Genomic DNA, 15321 nt, shown 5'->3' on the forward strand with positions numbered 1-15321 from the left:
AAATCAAGTAAAAGGTGGTTTAGACAAGAGTGATCCTATTTTATTCCTGAAAAAGTAGACGTAGTTGTCTTGCAAGCTCATAATGTAAGGTTTTCACCTCATTCTCAAAGCGTAGCTGGATTTTCCTACCAGGTACAGTTCCCGCAAGAGGTGTCACTTTTACCACTGTACCTATTCCTAATTTGCTATGTCTTAATCTCATACCCGGAATTACTTCTTCATGGACAAAGCGCAATTGTGGCTGTGATTTTAGTTGGCTTTGACTTATCTGGTGCACAGTAACTATGTTTCGCTCATGGGTAACAGCTATTTCATCAGCTGCCATGTTTTTATCAGGCATTTTAAACCCTAGTTCTTTTAAAAAGGGAGAAGGACTAAGTTTTTTTCCTTGTCTCATCTTACTTATAGACAAATAAAGTTCACTTTTCGCCCGTGTTATCGCGACATATAAAAGACGACGTTCTTCTTCCCAAGCATCTTGCTTTCGATGTTCGGGTACTTGCAAGCTACGACGGTGTGGCAAGAACATAGCATGAAGACCGATTAAAAAAACACGGTCAAACTCCAATCCCTTGGATTTATGAAATGTCATCAGATGAACCTGTGGCTTAGGATGTGGTTTTTTCATATAGCTTTCCACTTTTTCAGTGTGCAAGAGCAATGCTTGTCCATCAGTCCAATATTTCGCTGCCAATAATAGCTCCTCAGCAGGTTCAAATACAAGCAGACGGTCATTCCCCGTCTCTTCGGCAAATTTCTCCAAAAAACGGTCATAGCCAATCTCTTGTCTAATAAGATGGACTCCTTCTAATGCAGTCATCTCCTTCAAACGCATAATCATCTTTCGCATTTCTTTTAGTAAACGAATTTGGTAATGTTCTAGACCTGGTATCTCAGGCAGGACATCGAGTAAAGTGCGATCTGATCTTCGGGCTAAATCCCAACAAGAGTCTATCCATCTTTCATTAAAAAGATATCGTTTTGGTTTATTCATAATTCGTACTAGGGAATCTAAGTCATTAGGTTGATAGGCAAGCCGAAAATAAGCCAAGATATCTTGTACTTGCCAACGCTTATAAAAAGAACCTTCGCCTGATGAAACAGAGAAAGGAATCCCTTTTCTAATAAGTGCATCAACCATCGAGCGTGCTTGCGTCGATGTTCGATATAATATGGCTGTTTCAACACCATCTGATAAATAAGATAAAATTTGATTAGACTCTGCTTCTTCATCTTCTGGCTCTAGCCATTCAGGCGAAGCCCCTTTTGTTCCTAATCCTTGTCGTAGCTTTTTTTGACGTTTTTTGTTCTTACGAATCAACTGATCACTTAAATGGATAATCTCATCTGTTGAACGATAATTGATGGATAAAATCACTTGTTTTAACTCTGGAAATTCCTTCTTTAGCTTATACATGTAAGTTGGGTCACTTCCGCGAAACCCATAGATAGCTTGATCATCATCCCCCACCACAAATAGGCATCGATGTTTTTCACTAAGCTGAATGATGATGTCATATTGAACTCGGTTGATATCTTGAAATTCATCAACCAAAATATATTTAAATCGCTCTTGCCATTTAGCTAGAATATGAGGGTTTTGTAGTTGACGATAAGTAGCTACTAAGATATCATCATAGTCCCAATAATGAAACTGTTTCTTTTTCTCTTCATACGCTTGATATAAATCACGGAATAGAATATTGCTTTTCTTTTGCACGTTTAAGTTTTGAGGAAAAATAAGATTCCCCTTACATAAGCCAATTTGATTCAGATATGTCGAAATCGATTCGTCGTCAGCTGGTAGTTCTTTGCCTGCTAACCACTCACGAATCCATTCTTTTTGCTCTACAGCGGATAAAAAAGATGGAATGCGTCCGAAATCTTCACGTAACATGAGTAAAAATAATGAATGAAAAGTCCCGATCATCATTTTATTTACTTTATCTGGCATAATTTGTGCCAAGCGCTCTTTCATCTCTTTGGCTGCAGCACGTGTAAATGTAACAACCATAAGTTGTTCAGGTAGGGTTCCTTTTTCTAATAAATAGAGAACCCGACGAGTGAGTACAGTTGTTTTTCCACTTCCGGGACCAGCAAATACTACTGTCGGACCATCTGCTGCCGTTACAGCTTCCCGTTGTGCTTCATTTAAATCATCCAATAATAACTCTATTGTAGAACCGAACATATAAATTGAATTCCCCTTTCTTCCACGTGAAAGGTCTCTTCTAAACAAACTTATGTTATCATAGATTGAACCTGTTTGAATCATGGTAATTAGTCACATAGAATCCATGCTAATTATTTGCATAATAATACAAGTGACAAGTAAGTTCTAAAACAATTAGAAGATCGTTTATATGATATTCCAGACACAATTTAGACTTAAAATAGGGAAAATTAGACATTGACTCTTTAATTTTTCCTTGCTACAGTAATAAGCATAATTTAACAAGTTAACACGATGATGGAGCCAAGCATGATATCAAACTTACAGAGAGCCGATGGCTGGTGAAAATCGGCAGTTGATCCATGTGGAGCACTCCGGAGCGGCTTACTGAAATCATATGTAGGTAAGCACGGTTGTACCGTTATCCATGACAGGTCGTAAAGACCTACTAAGGTTGCACAGCGTGAGCATGCAACGAATGAGGGTGGCACCACGAACCTTTCGTCCCTCACACCTAGCCATAGGTGTGAAGGCGAAAGGTTTTTTTATTTTATTTTAAGGAGGGTCTCATATGTTTTTTGCAGATAAGTTTCAACTTCGTATTCCTGGTCCTACTCCAATTCCCCCAAGTGTAGAGCGAGCAATGGCTCAACCCATGATTGGACATCGCAGTACGGATGCGTCTGAACTAGTCGCTTTATGTAGCAATAAACTCAAACCCATTTTAGGAACAGAGGAACAACCCCTTATTTTAAGTAGCTCAGGTACAGCAGCACTCGAAGCTTGCGTTGTTAATACACTCTCTCCGAGTGAAGAAGCAGTTGTAATAGTAACAGGTGTATTTGGAGAGCGCTTTGTAAAGATTCTCGAACGCTACCAAGTATATGTTCATCGCCTTGATATTCCTTGGGGGACAGCCTGTAGCCCAGATGTACTTCAAGCATTCCTTCATCAACATCCTCATGTAAAAGCGGTATTTATGACCTATTGCGAAACATCTACAGGAGTACTCAATCCGATTAGAGAACTCGCTCAAGTTACTCATACCCATTCTGATGCACTGGTGATCGTGGATGGTGTAAGTTGTATCGGTGCGGTTCCAAGCCAGATGGATGAATGGGGTATTGACCTTTTGGTAACAGGTTCACAAAAAGCCTTTATGCTTCCACCAGGGCTTGCTTTTGTTGGAGTAAGCAAACGAGCATGGAAAGTGATTGAGCAAAATCAAACACCGCGCTTTTATCTTGATCTTCGAGCTTATCAGAGCCAGCTCAACAAAAAGACCACACCATATACACCTGCACTTTCATTATTATTTGGTCTAAAAGAAGTGCTCCGGTTACTCGAAGAAGAAGGTCTCGTCCATGTTTATCATCGACACGAGTTACTTAAAAATATGACCCGTGCGGGGATTCGGGGACTTGGTCTTCCTTTAATGACATCAGATGAAGACGCATCTCCAACCGTTACATCGATTGATGGAAAAGATGCAGATTGGGATGTTGAAGAGCTACGAAAGGCGCTAAGAAAGCTTAATGTTACCGTTGCTGGTGGACAACAATATCTCAAAGGACAAATCTTCCGTATTGGACATATGGGTTATTGTGATCCATTTGATATTCTATCAACTCTTTCAGCACTCGAAATTGCTCTAAAACAAATCAACGCCCCAATCGAACTAGGTCAAGGCGTTCAAGCTGCTCAGGAGGTGTTCTTACAACATGTATAAAGTATTAATCACTGATCCACTCAGCGATTTAGGTATTCAAAAATTGCTAATGGATCCAGAAGTCGAAGTAGTCCGTAAAACCAATTTATCCTTCGATGAATTGCTACTCGAAATCGAAAGTGCTGATGCCTTATTAGTTCGTAGCCAAACCCAAGTAACAGCTGAAGTGATCGAAAAAGCTGCCCGTTTAAAAGTAATTGGTCGTGCAGGTGTGGGAGTAGATAATATCGATATTACTGCCGCAACCAAAAAAGGGATTATCGTGGTTAATGCCCCAGACGGAAATACCATTTCAACAGCAGAACATACCTTTGCCATGATGATTGCTCTCGCTCGCAATATTCCACAAGCTTACCGTTCAACCATCCAAGGGGAGTGGAAACGCAAACAATTTGTTGGAGTCGAATTGAAGGGCAAAACCTTAAGTATTATCGGACTAGGCAGAATTGGGGGTGAATTGGCAAAACGAGCTAAAGTATTTCAGATGGATGTGGTTGCTTACGATCCTTATCTAACAGAACAGCGTGCTAAAAAATTAGGGGTAAAAAAAGCATCCTTCGAAGAAGCCATTGCTATAGGTGACTTTATTACTGTTCACACTCCACTTACTAAAACGACTCGTCATTTGATCAATCAAGATGTATTTACTCAGATGAAGCCAGGTGTGCGTATTTTAAATTGTGCCCGAGGTGGAATTATTGATGAAGATGCATTATACGAAGCCATTCAATCTGGAAAAGTAGCAGGAGCAGCTCTCGATGTATTCGTTACCGAACCTCCTGGAGAACATCCATTGTTTTCTTTGCCACAAGTGATCGCTACACCGCATTTAGGTGCATCAACGGTAGAGGCTCAGGAAAATGTCGCTATCGACGTTTCGGAAGAAGTGCTTCATATATTGCATAAGCAACCTTTTAAAAATGCGGTCAATTTGCCTTCAATCCCTGAAGAATTGCAAGCTAAGCTACAACCTTATCAAGGACTAGCCGAAAAATTAGGGCAATTTGCGGCTCAAGTGGTACAAGGTGCTTTGGAAAAAATTACAGTTACTTTTGCTGGAGAAGTTGCTCAGTGGGATATTGCCCCTCTTACCCGTACCATTTTAAAAGGAGCACTTTCTTGCCACCTTTCCGATGTCAATGACGTGAATGCTCCACATCTAGCCAAACATAGGGGGATTCAAATCATAGAGCAAAAATCTACTAAAAACTATGGTTTTACTCAACTTATCAAAGTGGAAATTAAAACCGATCAGGAACAAAGAAGTGTAGCGGGAACTCTACTTAATGGCTTAGGGCCCCGGATTACCAAAGTAGATAATTACTCGATTGATATTTCACCAGATGGTCATCTCCTCTTTATTCAACATCAAGATCGCCCCGGAGCTATCGGCCGAGTAGGTTCGGTTTTAGGCAAATATGATATCAATATTGCTACGATGCAAGTAGGTCGGGAAGAGATTGGCGGACAGGCCATTATGCTCCTGCACATCGATAAAGGACTTACATCTGATATCTTACAAGAGCTCCAGCAAGTAGAAGGGATTTACTCTGTAAAAGAAATTGCATTATAAACATCATAAAATAATCTCCTACTATTTAGAGTAACTGCTTTGTTTTAATAGTATAATTAGAGGGATGACTACAAAGGCTACCATACCTTTGTGGATCATCCCTTTATTATTTTTAACCATTACTTAAAAGGAATAGGCTTCCTCCATTTCTGTCCATTGTAATGGGAATATATTTCATATATACAGAAATTTAATCATATATCAATTGTTGATGGTATTGAATGTTCTAAAATGTGTTATCTAATCGACAGGATTGATCTAACGTTGTGCCAAGACTAACCACACAGGAGGATGGATACTGATGGTAGAAGATCAACGAAAGAAAACGCTTATTGTGGTTTACTCTACTTTGTTTCTCTCTCTGTTGTTTTATGTTATTCTTTTGTGGATAGCTCCACCCTTATACTTATTTTCATTGATTCCAAGGGTTTTGGTCTTTTTGGCTTTCCCCATTTTAAGTATTTTTATATTGATTATCTTAACCCCTTTGATTATCATGGCTTGGCGTCGCTTAGGAAGCCGCCATGGCTGGGGAATTATTATTGGTTTGGTTGTTGTCTGGTGGCTTTGCTTAATATCATATACGATATGGGCCCTATTACTTATCGTTCTGAAATCAGTATTTCATTTTGTAGCCTAAGGAGTGTTCTTCATGGATCAAGTAGCTATTGTTACTGGAGCTAGCAAAGGGCTTGGAGCTGCGATTGCACGTCGTTTAGCGCGACAGGGATTAACTGTTGTTGCTTCTGCTCGTAGTCAAGAGCAACTCCAGTCTCTTGCACAAGAATATCCTAGTCAAATTTTCCCTTTTACATGTGATGTAACCAAAAGTGAACAAGTTCAGTCGCTGATCCAATTCACGATCGAAAAATGTGGAAAGATCGATGTTCTAATTAATAATGCTGGGTTAGGACGCTTTGCTCCCATACACGAATTAGATGAGTCTGATTGGGATGAAATGATGGATGTCAATCTCAAAGGAACCTTTCTCGCTTGTAAATACGCCATACCTTATCTCAAGCAAACCGAAGGGCACATCATCAATATTTCCAGTGTAGCTGGAATGGTTGCTTTTCCTAATGGTGGTGGCTATTGTGCTTCAAAATTTGGGCTTATGGGTTTTTCCGAAGCTCTTACTTTAGAACTTAAATCACATCATGTAAATGTATCTACACTTTGCCCTGGCTCGATAAAAACCGAGTTTAACAACCCCAAAGACTGGGCGATGGAGCCAGAGCAAGTGGCAGAAACGGTTTGGTTGATAATTTCCGCACCCAAAAATGTAATTATCAACCAAGTTGTCATGCGTCCCCAAGTACCTAAAGAATTCCAAAAAAAATAAGAATAAGACAGAACATCTCCTATTCGATGAGGTGTTCTGTTTTTTTGGAACCGATGCTTATTAATCTTTATTTGCAATGAATTCCATTCTATTTTCCAGCAATAGATATCTAAATATTCCATTTTATATAATATATGCTATAATTAGAGTGTGTTCGTGTAAAAAACTGAAAAATCTACAAGTTAAACAGTAATTTGCCATACTATGAGCCTATCCCATTTATTTTATTCCCAATATTGCAAAAATAGAGAAGAGAAACCGCTAGGAGGTGATCAGTAACAACACCTATCTTCTGCAACTCATTTCTATCACATCAATCATAGAATAAGAGGAGTGGTTTATCATGAGGAAACTTCGTTCATTTTCCTTTATCTTTGTTTTGACTGGTTTACTTATGTTTTGTCTGATGTCTACTGTTCAATCCTCTTCTGCAGCCAATCCATCTGATCTAGATACTTCCATTTCTAAAAATCTAATAACCAATGAAGAGAGTTACGATGCTATGCCCGCTGTATCAGAGCAGCAGTCCATTTCGCCTGCTTATCAAGGATCAGGTAAACTACATCCACAAGAAATCCCAATCCTTCCTAGTCAACAGAAGCCAGATATTACGACTCATTCTATCATTGGAAAAGACAATCGAGCACAAGTTAAGAATACCAAATCATACCCATACAGCGCGATTGCATTTATTGAATTACCGAAAAATTATGTATGTACAGGTTGGTTTATAAGTCCCGATACTGTCGTAACAGCTGGTCACTGTGTTTATGATGTCTCGAAAAAAAATGGATTAAAAGGTTGGGTCCCTTGGGCGAAAATTTATCCAGGACGAAACGGTTCCTCCTCTCCGTATGGTTATGCCGATGCAACTTATTTATATACAGTGAAAGGCTGGACCAACAGTAATGATCCAAAATATGATTATGGTGCGATTAAGATCAACCGTCCTCTAGGCAATCAAACCGGTTGGTTCGGTTATCGATGGCAATCAGCTAGTTTAAACGGAATTGGTGAAAATATTGCCGGATATCCTGCCAGTAAACCACAAACCATGTGGCAACATTCTGATAAAATTAGAAAAAACAAAGATAGACAACTCGGTTATCAAAACGACACAGAAGGTGGGCAAAGTGGTTCACCTGTGTATGAGCCTAATAATTCCAAGTGTAAAGGTCCTTGCGGAATTGCTATTCATGCATATGGAACAGGTCTCTACAATGATAATCACAACTACGGAACACGGATTACCAAGGACGTATTTGACAATCTGAGTAATTGGAAGAATGCCAAAAAATAGAAATGGCTTCAAACAAGAGTTTGTTACTACAGGGGATTCTTTCGTCAAGAACTCCCCTTATTTCTATTTTCTATAGTAAAGGGGAGAAATCTATGTTTTTTAGAAGGATTAGTTATTTTTTCGTATCTATTCTATTACTGTTTCTAATTGGATGTCATGATCAGTCTTCAACCCATCATGAGCCTACTCTTCCTCCTAAATTAGAATACAGCCTGTTGAAAGGAATAGTCACAAACGAACGTGGAGAACCCATTGCTCAAGCTGGGATTAATCCTATCCCGCAGTTCCAAGTCGCCTTACCAGAAATCGGGAAACAGACCGACAATCAAGGGAAATTTGAGTGGAATTTACCAGTAGGGAAATATCAGATTCAAATCAGTAAAGAGGGATATCAAGTCAGTACAAGCGAAATCAATTTAACCAAAAAAGGGATGACCCTGCGTATTGTTTTAAAGGAGAAAAAATAATCGAATCCTATCGTATTTGTGTCATTACTTTTACACCTATCCTTAACAGGGCAAGTGAACCACGGAAAAGATCGGAGTCGGATGTGTTTTTAAGGCAATCGAAAGAGGGGTCCATTTTAATTATAAAAGGGAACTATCTTTACAACAATAGTTCCCTTTTACATTGTTTTTATTGTAATGGATTAGCAAAATCGTTTACCAAAATCTTGATTTGATCTCCAGGCTTGATGGTTCCTGGTCGTTCTACCAAACAAACAATGCCCCTTTTCTTATAAGCAGCTCGGACAAACTTTTTCTCTAACTCTGGTACCATGGGGAGATTTTTTTGTATCACTTCACCAGGAAAACGACAAGGTCTATTTTCTCCCATACAAACAAGCCCTGCTCCACTCGGAAATAATAGCCGAGAGCCCATCGTAAGTTGTGTAAGATTTGAAAGTCCACTAATCAGTAGATTTGCCCCTAGCCACTCGGGAAGAATTGCTTTCACACCTAATTCTTTTGCTATGACATCTAATTCTTCAACGGATAATATACTAATTTGTCGTCGATTAAAGATTTCTGTATCCTTTGGATACATGGGTTGACGAGTATCAGCACGTGCAGTAATTCCAAAATGTCGATCACCAGGAATACCACCATAAGTTAAATCGGCTTCTTCTAGTCGACGTGTAACAAAACTTTCCGTTTGATCAGCTATCATGACTGCTTCTACTTTAGCTAGAAGTTTTTTCAACTTGACACCTCTTGATTAATAGCCCAATTTTTGTCTTTCCAATTCCCTACCATATTGGATATTTGCATATTTAATGAGTACTGGAATAGCTGTCTCAATTAGCTTAAGAGCACTACCATAATATTTTCCTCTTGGTGAACGAAATGGGCAGATATAATATCCCTTTTCCGTTTGCTCAATGGTAGCATAACGATCATCTTCTTTAAATAATGTAGTAAACAATACCTCTTTGGCTCGCTTTAACACTTCTTCTCGATCATTTAGCCTTTTTATTTGTTCCTGCCAAATCTTCATCACTTTTTCTCTGGAGATCTTTTCTTTTTCCACTAAAGGTGCTTCATCAAATTCTTCTTCATCTCCTTCGTCTTGCATGATTTCAACAGGCACTCCCCCGTGATCTTCTGATTTTGCATACAAAAGAGATAAATCGAACAAATAGTGGTCATCGATTTCCGGTTCCTGTTTCTTTATCTTGTTTATTCCTTTATCCGAAAGTTCCTTACGGAGGTACTCTAGTTCTGCTTTTAGTTGCTCATTTTCTGCTAATAATGTATCTCGTTCTTTTTTTAGTACTTCATAGGCTTCATAGATGTGGATAGTCGATGTTTGACTATCTTGTGACTTCTTAGACTGTATAAACTGGATCAAGTGTTTTTGATCCACTCTCCAGCCTTCTTTTCGGTTTTTGGGGCGCTTTCCTTTAAGTTTCCCTTCACGAAGCCAGCGACGAATCATATGATCACTAACTGATACGCCTTCACTTTTTAATAGATCTAGCGCTTCTTTTACTGTAAGCCACGCCACTTGTATACACCTCTATACCCTATTCTATTACTAACTGAAGGGTTAGTAATATTAAAGACCATTGTACTGAAAAAACAAAAGATATTCTAGAACACAGTACGTTAGAAAAAGCGAGATTATTAACCTTTCTTCACTATTAATGGCTCTTTTTATATAAAAAAGCCTCTCTCTTCCATATTCCTTAACTAAAATTCCCCCGATCTATTGCTTTCCTTTAGTAGATTCCGTAATCATGGTAGACATGATTCTATATGACTAAATCTTATAAGTCCTTGTCTAAACGGTAAAAATAGAAAAACCCCTAATATCTAAAGACTAACGTCTATATATCAAGGGTTTATCACTATCTTTTTTCTTATATAACCTCTTTGCATTCCACTATGAACAACTATTCTCTTTAACATTTGATTGCTGAAGTGTAACTTTACGATTAGCAATCATGATCCCAAGGAGGATTAAGAATACTCCTACCCATTGCAGCCATGTTATCTGCTCCCTTAATACGATATGTGACATAATAATCACTGTTGGTAGCTCGATCGAGCTTAGGATTGCTCCTAATCCAGTTCCTACATGTGGCAGTGCTCGAGCAAAGAGGATGGTTGGAATCATTGTACTAAAAATCCCTAACAATCCACCCCAAATCCACAGGCCTTTTGGTAAGGCACCACTTATCAAAAACTCTGGCGGATATATGATAAAGATAAAGATCATCGTTCCCGTCTGCATAAGTGCACTTCGAAATAATGGATAAACATGATTGGCCACATTTCCACTAAAGTGTAAAAATCCAGTATAGCTTGCAGCAGCAATTAAACCATAGATGATCCCTCTGGTCGAAATTTGCTCTAGAGGGGTACTTGTTAATCCTGCTGCAAAATAAGTTCCTAATAAGATCACAGCTATCGCAACCCATTGATGAACGAGTGGCCATTTTCGTTTCTGAAACGATTCAACAATCATTCCCATCCAAGCAAACTGAAATAAAAGAATAATCCCTATACTTACAGGCAATTCTTTCAATGATAAATAATAAAAGATACCAGTCATCCCTGAAGCTACACCGCAAACAACTAAAGAGAATACATTTTTTTTACGAACTTCCCTTACTTTTTTGATCATTGGCAAAAAAATAAGCCATAATCCCAAACATCCGATAAATGCTTGTGCCCCTGTTATCTCCTTGGGAGTAAAACCAGCTTGATAACCAAGTTTGATCACTGCGGACATGGCTCCATATGAAGCAGCACCTAGTAGGACTGAACCAATCGCAACAAAGCGTTTCATATCAAAACGTTGCTCCTCCTCCCCAAATATATAAAAATAGCCCCCAAATATAGGAGCTATTTTTATTTAATCATACTTTTAATCTTTTTTATAGAGGTTATCTTCTAAATCAGCTGCTTATCGCTCTGAACTAAGGAATAATTAGATTTTAGAGTCAATCATATCATATACTTTTATAGTTTTAATTCAGCATCCTCGGGTACTTCGACAGGAAGCTGGATGGAGAAAACGGTTCCTTTTCCAATCTGACTGCGAACAGTCGCATTTCCTTGATGTGCAGTCACTAAGTGCTTCACAATCGAAAGTCCTAAACCAGTACCACCCGATTGACCACGGGTTCTTGCTTTATCCGCTTTATAGAAGCGTTCAAATACAAAAGGAAGATCTTCTTCTGGAATCCCTGTTCCTGTATCTTCGACTTCGATGAACATATTTTTCTCATTCCAAAATGCACGTACAGTTACCTTCCCACCTTGTGGTGTATGACGAATAGCGTTATCTACCAAGTTAGTAAGTACTTGTTCGATTTTATCCTCATCCCACCGAACAAAGGGGAGATCTTCCGCCACTTCACCAATTACTTCGACATCTCGATCACGTGCCAAGTTTTGGAATTTACGAACAACACGTTGAACAAACATGGATACATCTAAGTCAGATAGCTGTACTTGAATATGTCCTGCCTCCATCCGAGCAAGATCAAGAAGTTCGCGAACTAAACGGCCCATTCGCATGGACTCTTCATTGATCACTTGAGCGATCTCTTTCACTTCTTCAGGCGACTGCGCAATATCATCAATCAATGCTTCACTGTATCCTTGAAGCATGGCTAAAGGCGTCCGTAGTTCATGCGACACATTGGCTACAAAGTCTTTACGCATCTTATCTAAGCGACGCTCTTCAGTCACATCTCGGAATACGGCTACAGCACCTCGTAATTGACCTCGAGCATAAAGAGGAGCCATGACTACAGCCCATGTTCTACCTTGTTCCGTAATATCACCAAAATGTTCTTTCTCCTCTTTAACAACCGTATCAAAAAAATCTTTCAGTGGAGGAGGTAATGTGGCTTTCAAACTAAGTTCACCAGGCTCACGAAAAATCGCCAATAAGCGATCAGCTGGTGGATTCGTCATGATGACTTTGCCCTTCGCATTTAAAGTAATAACTCCGTCAGTCATACTACGTAGTATACTGGTTAGCTGTTCTTTTTCATGAGAAAGCATATTAACTAAATCATCTAATTGTCCAGCCATTCTATTGAAGGTTAAAGAAAGATCTGCAATCTCATCTTTTTCATGCTCTCTGACATGAACTCGAGCTGTAAAATCCCCTTTCGCCATCTTTTCAGCTGCCTTTTTCATTTGAATCAGCGGCTGAGAAATTCGTGTAGATAAAAAGAAAGCGAAAATGGTTGTTAGAGCGATCCCAATTAAAGCAGAGTAAAGAATCCACATTTTAAGGTCTTCTTCGATTGACTCATTTAAAGGCTGATAAAATATCAACGTAACTTGGTCATTTGTTAAATGGTAAGGAACCGCAGCTAACATGATATCACCATGTTTCGCTTCGACCTTCCCTGTTTGAATATATACATCGTTCTCAGAAACTTTACTTGTATCAACGAGTTGAATTACCTCTTCAGCTACAGGTAATGAATCAGGCTTTGATTTGGATGTATCTATTTTTCCTTGTGAATTCATCACAATCATATAAGTATCGAATATTTTACTAACCTCTTGGACATGATTTAAATCAGCACTCTTTGATCGAATCTCCTTTGCGAGACGTTCTAAGCTCTCTTTATGTGTTCGTGTATACGTATTATCAACTTGTTCATTTAAAAACAGGCTTAAAGCAATAAGCACAACTGATACAAGTATGATAATGGTTAACCATAGTTTCCCTACTACACTTCGTAATATCACTCTTTCGGCACCTCTAATTTATAACCGACTCCCCAAACGGTCGTAATCATTTGTGCTGCTCTTTTCGAAGCACGATTTAGTTTTTCACGTAAACGTTTGACATGTGTATCTACAGTACGTAAATCTCCAAAAAACTCATAATGCCAAACATCACGTAACAAGGTTTCACGTGTAAAAACCTTATCAGGTGATTTAGCTAGGTAATATAATAACTCATATTCTTTGGGAGTTAAATTAATGGCTTTGCCTCCCGCTTTAACCTCATGTGCATCGTGGTCAATCTGTAGATCCGGAAATACAATCACATTATGTGTTTCCGTATTGGTTGAAAGATAAGCAGTAGCTGACGCACGACGTAAGACCGCTTTCACACGATGTACCAACTCACGTGGGCTAAACGGCTTTACAACGTAATCGTCTGTACCAGCTTCAAAGCCTTCAATCCGATTGGCTTCTTCTCCTCTGGCTGTCAACATAATAATCGGTGTTGCTTTATTCTTACGAATCTCCTGACACACATTTAGACCATCTACGCCCGGAAGCATTAGATCTAATAGAATTAAATCATAGTTTTTTTCTGAAGCCTTAACTAACGCTTCTTCTCCATCTTCAGCTTCATCAATCTTGTAACCCTCTCTTTCCAAATACATACGAAGTAATCTTCGAATTCTTGATTCATCATCAACTACTAAAATATGATATTGCCTATCCATGGTTTCACCTCATGCGAACAATCGATCTTTTTCTTTCATTTTTTTATTCTATTTTATAACTTTTACGCGTAAGAATGTAGACCGGAAATTACCATATTAATTACAATTTGATTGAACATGATGATCACATAGCCACCAACAGCTAACCATGAGGACTTCATTCCATGCCAGCCACGGGATAAACGCAAATGAAGATAGACACTATAAAATAGCCAAGTAATTAGTGCCCAAACTTCTTTGGGGTCCCATCCCCAGAAACGACCCCAAGCTTCATGTGCCCAAATCATTGCGAAAATCAATGCTCCCAATGTAAAAATAGGGAACCCAATCGCAATTGAACGGTAACTAATCTCATCAAGTAATTCAGGATTCCATTTTTTAACCAAAGGATAAAGGATTTCAGTTAGTCGTTTTTTTGTGAATAAGCGGATCAACCCATACAAAATCAATCCGGTTATGATTCCCCAAAACGTAGAGTTTACATTTTTAGCAGCATTTTGCCCTTTCATCCAGCTTGGTACTTCAAATAAAGGCTCTTTTTGTCCAAGGAAGGAATCCATCTTAACTACCTTTCCTTCATGGGGGCCAAAAATCGGTGGTAAATCAAATTTTTGTGTAACTTGTTTCCCTTCTATTTGTGCTGTAATTTCCGCTTGATATCCGAGTGCACCTGAAACAAAACTACTCAAAATAAAGCTTACCCACATCAAGACAACCACTAAAGTCACTTCCAAGTAGGCTGCATTTTTTCCACTTTTTTTGTTACCAACTTGGTTAATTAAATAAACCAATCCAGCAGCAAATCCAACTGCAAAGGCACCTGACCCAAGAGCGGCAACTGTTACGTGAATATATAACCAATGGCTCTGCAAGGCTGGGATGAGTGGCTGTATATCTTTAGGAAAAACGGAGGCATATGCAAGCAAAATGACGGCTAGTGGCATTACAAAAGCACCTAATACTACCGTGCGATAAATAAAGAAGAGCACAATAAAGGAGAGGACCACCGTAAAACATAAAAACGCCGTAAACTCAAACATATTACTCGTTGGGAAATGTCCACTAATAAATATTCGGGTAATGGTAAAAGCAATCTGAAACACTACACCAATAATAGCAAGTCCTACAGCAATATTCCCCCACTTTCGCTCTCTTTGTTTGGGCTCTTCACCTTTTTTACCCTTTATACCCATCACAAAAGCAACAGAGGAAAGTAAATAAAGGAAAAAAGTACAAAGCAATAGATTTTCCATTAGCTGTTCCATTATA

13 protein-coding genes and 1 other annotated feature are annotated in these 15321 nt (G+C 38.8%); of the genes, 6 read left to right on the forward strand and 7 right to left on the reverse strand.

Features of this window, described 5'->3' with window-relative positions:
- Positions 1–40 precede the first annotated feature (40 nt).
- Positions 41–2191 carry an ATP-dependent helicase gene (locus tag DL897_RS13400; protein ID WP_168188792.1) on the reverse strand — a complete coding sequence of 717 codons (2151 nt, stop codon included), beginning with the start codon at positions 2189–2191 and terminating at the stop codon, positions 41–43.
- 267 nt (positions 2192–2458) lie between these two features.
- Positions 2459–2685, forward strand: a binding site (T-box leader).
- A 59-nt stretch (positions 2686–2744) separates the two neighbouring features.
- On the opposite strand from DL897_RS13400, the gene DL897_RS13405 reads away from it, so the two are divergent.
- The 6 genes from DL897_RS13405 (at position 2745) to DL897_RS13430 (ending at position 8584) form a co-directional block, all read left to right on the forward strand.
- Positions 2745–3902: a pyridoxal-phosphate-dependent aminotransferase family protein gene (locus DL897_RS13405; protein WP_113659663.1), complete on the forward strand. Its 1158-nt coding sequence runs from the start codon at positions 2745–2747 to the stop codon at positions 3900–3902.
- Positions 3895–5475 carry a phosphoglycerate dehydrogenase gene (gene serA, locus DL897_RS13410; RefSeq protein WP_113659664.1) on the forward strand — a complete coding sequence of 527 codons (1581 nt, stop codon included), beginning with the start codon at positions 3895–3897 and terminating at the stop codon, positions 5473–5475. Before DL897_RS13405 ends, serA begins: the two co-directional genes overlap by 8 nt.
- Before the next feature lie 301 nt (positions 5476–5776).
- Complete coding sequence (locus DL897_RS13415) at positions 5777–6115, forward strand: hypothetical protein (RefSeq protein WP_113659665.1); 339 nt, start codon at positions 5777–5779, stop codon at positions 6113–6115.
- 12 nt (positions 6116–6127) lie between these two features.
- Positions 6128–6817 carry an SDR family oxidoreductase gene (locus tag DL897_RS13420; protein ID WP_113659666.1) on the forward strand — a complete coding sequence of 230 codons (690 nt, stop codon included), beginning with the start codon at positions 6128–6130 and terminating at the stop codon, positions 6815–6817.
- A gap of 343 nt (positions 6818–7160) precedes the next feature.
- Positions 7161–8117, forward strand: a complete 957-nt coding sequence (locus tag DL897_RS13425; protein WP_113659667.1) for a trypsin-like serine peptidase — start codon at positions 7161–7163, stop codon at positions 8115–8117.
- Positions 8118–8209: 92 nt separating this feature from the next.
- Positions 8210–8584, forward strand: a complete 375-nt coding sequence (locus tag DL897_RS13430) for a carboxypeptidase-like regulatory domain-containing protein (RefSeq protein WP_168188793.1) — start codon at positions 8210–8212, stop codon at positions 8582–8584.
- Positions 8585–8753: 169 nt separating this feature from the next.
- Here DL897_RS13430 and DL897_RS13435 read toward each other — a convergent pair whose 3' ends face one another.
- The 6 genes from DL897_RS13435 to ccsB form a co-directional block, all read right to left on the reverse strand.
- Positions 8754–9287 (reverse strand): MOSC domain-containing protein, encoded by a 534-nt coding sequence (locus tag DL897_RS13435; protein WP_113659732.1) that lies wholly within the window; start codon positions 9285–9287, stop codon positions 8754–8756.
- Positions 9288–9335: 48 nt separating this feature from the next.
- Positions 9336–10124 carry a helix-turn-helix domain-containing protein gene (locus DL897_RS13440; protein WP_113659669.1) on the reverse strand — a complete coding sequence of 263 codons (789 nt, stop codon included), beginning with the start codon at positions 10122–10124 and terminating at the stop codon, positions 9336–9338.
- 378 nt (positions 10125–10502) lie between these two features.
- Positions 10503–11411, reverse strand: a complete 909-nt coding sequence (locus DL897_RS13445) for an EamA family transporter (RefSeq protein WP_113659670.1) — start codon at positions 11409–11411, stop codon at positions 10503–10505.
- Between the two features lie 173 nt (positions 11412–11584).
- Positions 11585–13339, reverse strand: coding sequence for a HAMP domain-containing sensor histidine kinase (locus DL897_RS13450; RefSeq protein WP_113659671.1), 1755 nt, complete (start codon positions 13337–13339; stop codon positions 11585–11587).
- Entirely contained in the window at positions 13336–14052 is a 717-nt protein-coding gene (locus DL897_RS13455; protein ID WP_113659672.1) for a response regulator transcription factor, read from the reverse strand. Before DL897_RS13455 ends, DL897_RS13450 begins: the two co-directional genes overlap by 4 nt.
- Before the next feature lie 62 nt (positions 14053–14114).
- Positions 14115–15317: a c-type cytochrome biogenesis protein CcsB gene (gene ccsB / locus DL897_RS13460; protein WP_113659673.1), complete on the reverse strand. Its 1203-nt coding sequence runs from the start codon at positions 15315–15317 to the stop codon at positions 14115–14117.
- Positions 15318–15321: the final 4 nt, after the last annotated feature.

The organism is Thermoflavimicrobium daqui (assembly GCF_003313465.1).
Taxonomy (GTDB): Bacteria; Bacillota; Bacilli; order Thermoactinomycetales; family Thermoactinomycetaceae; genus Thermoflavimicrobium; species Thermoflavimicrobium daqui.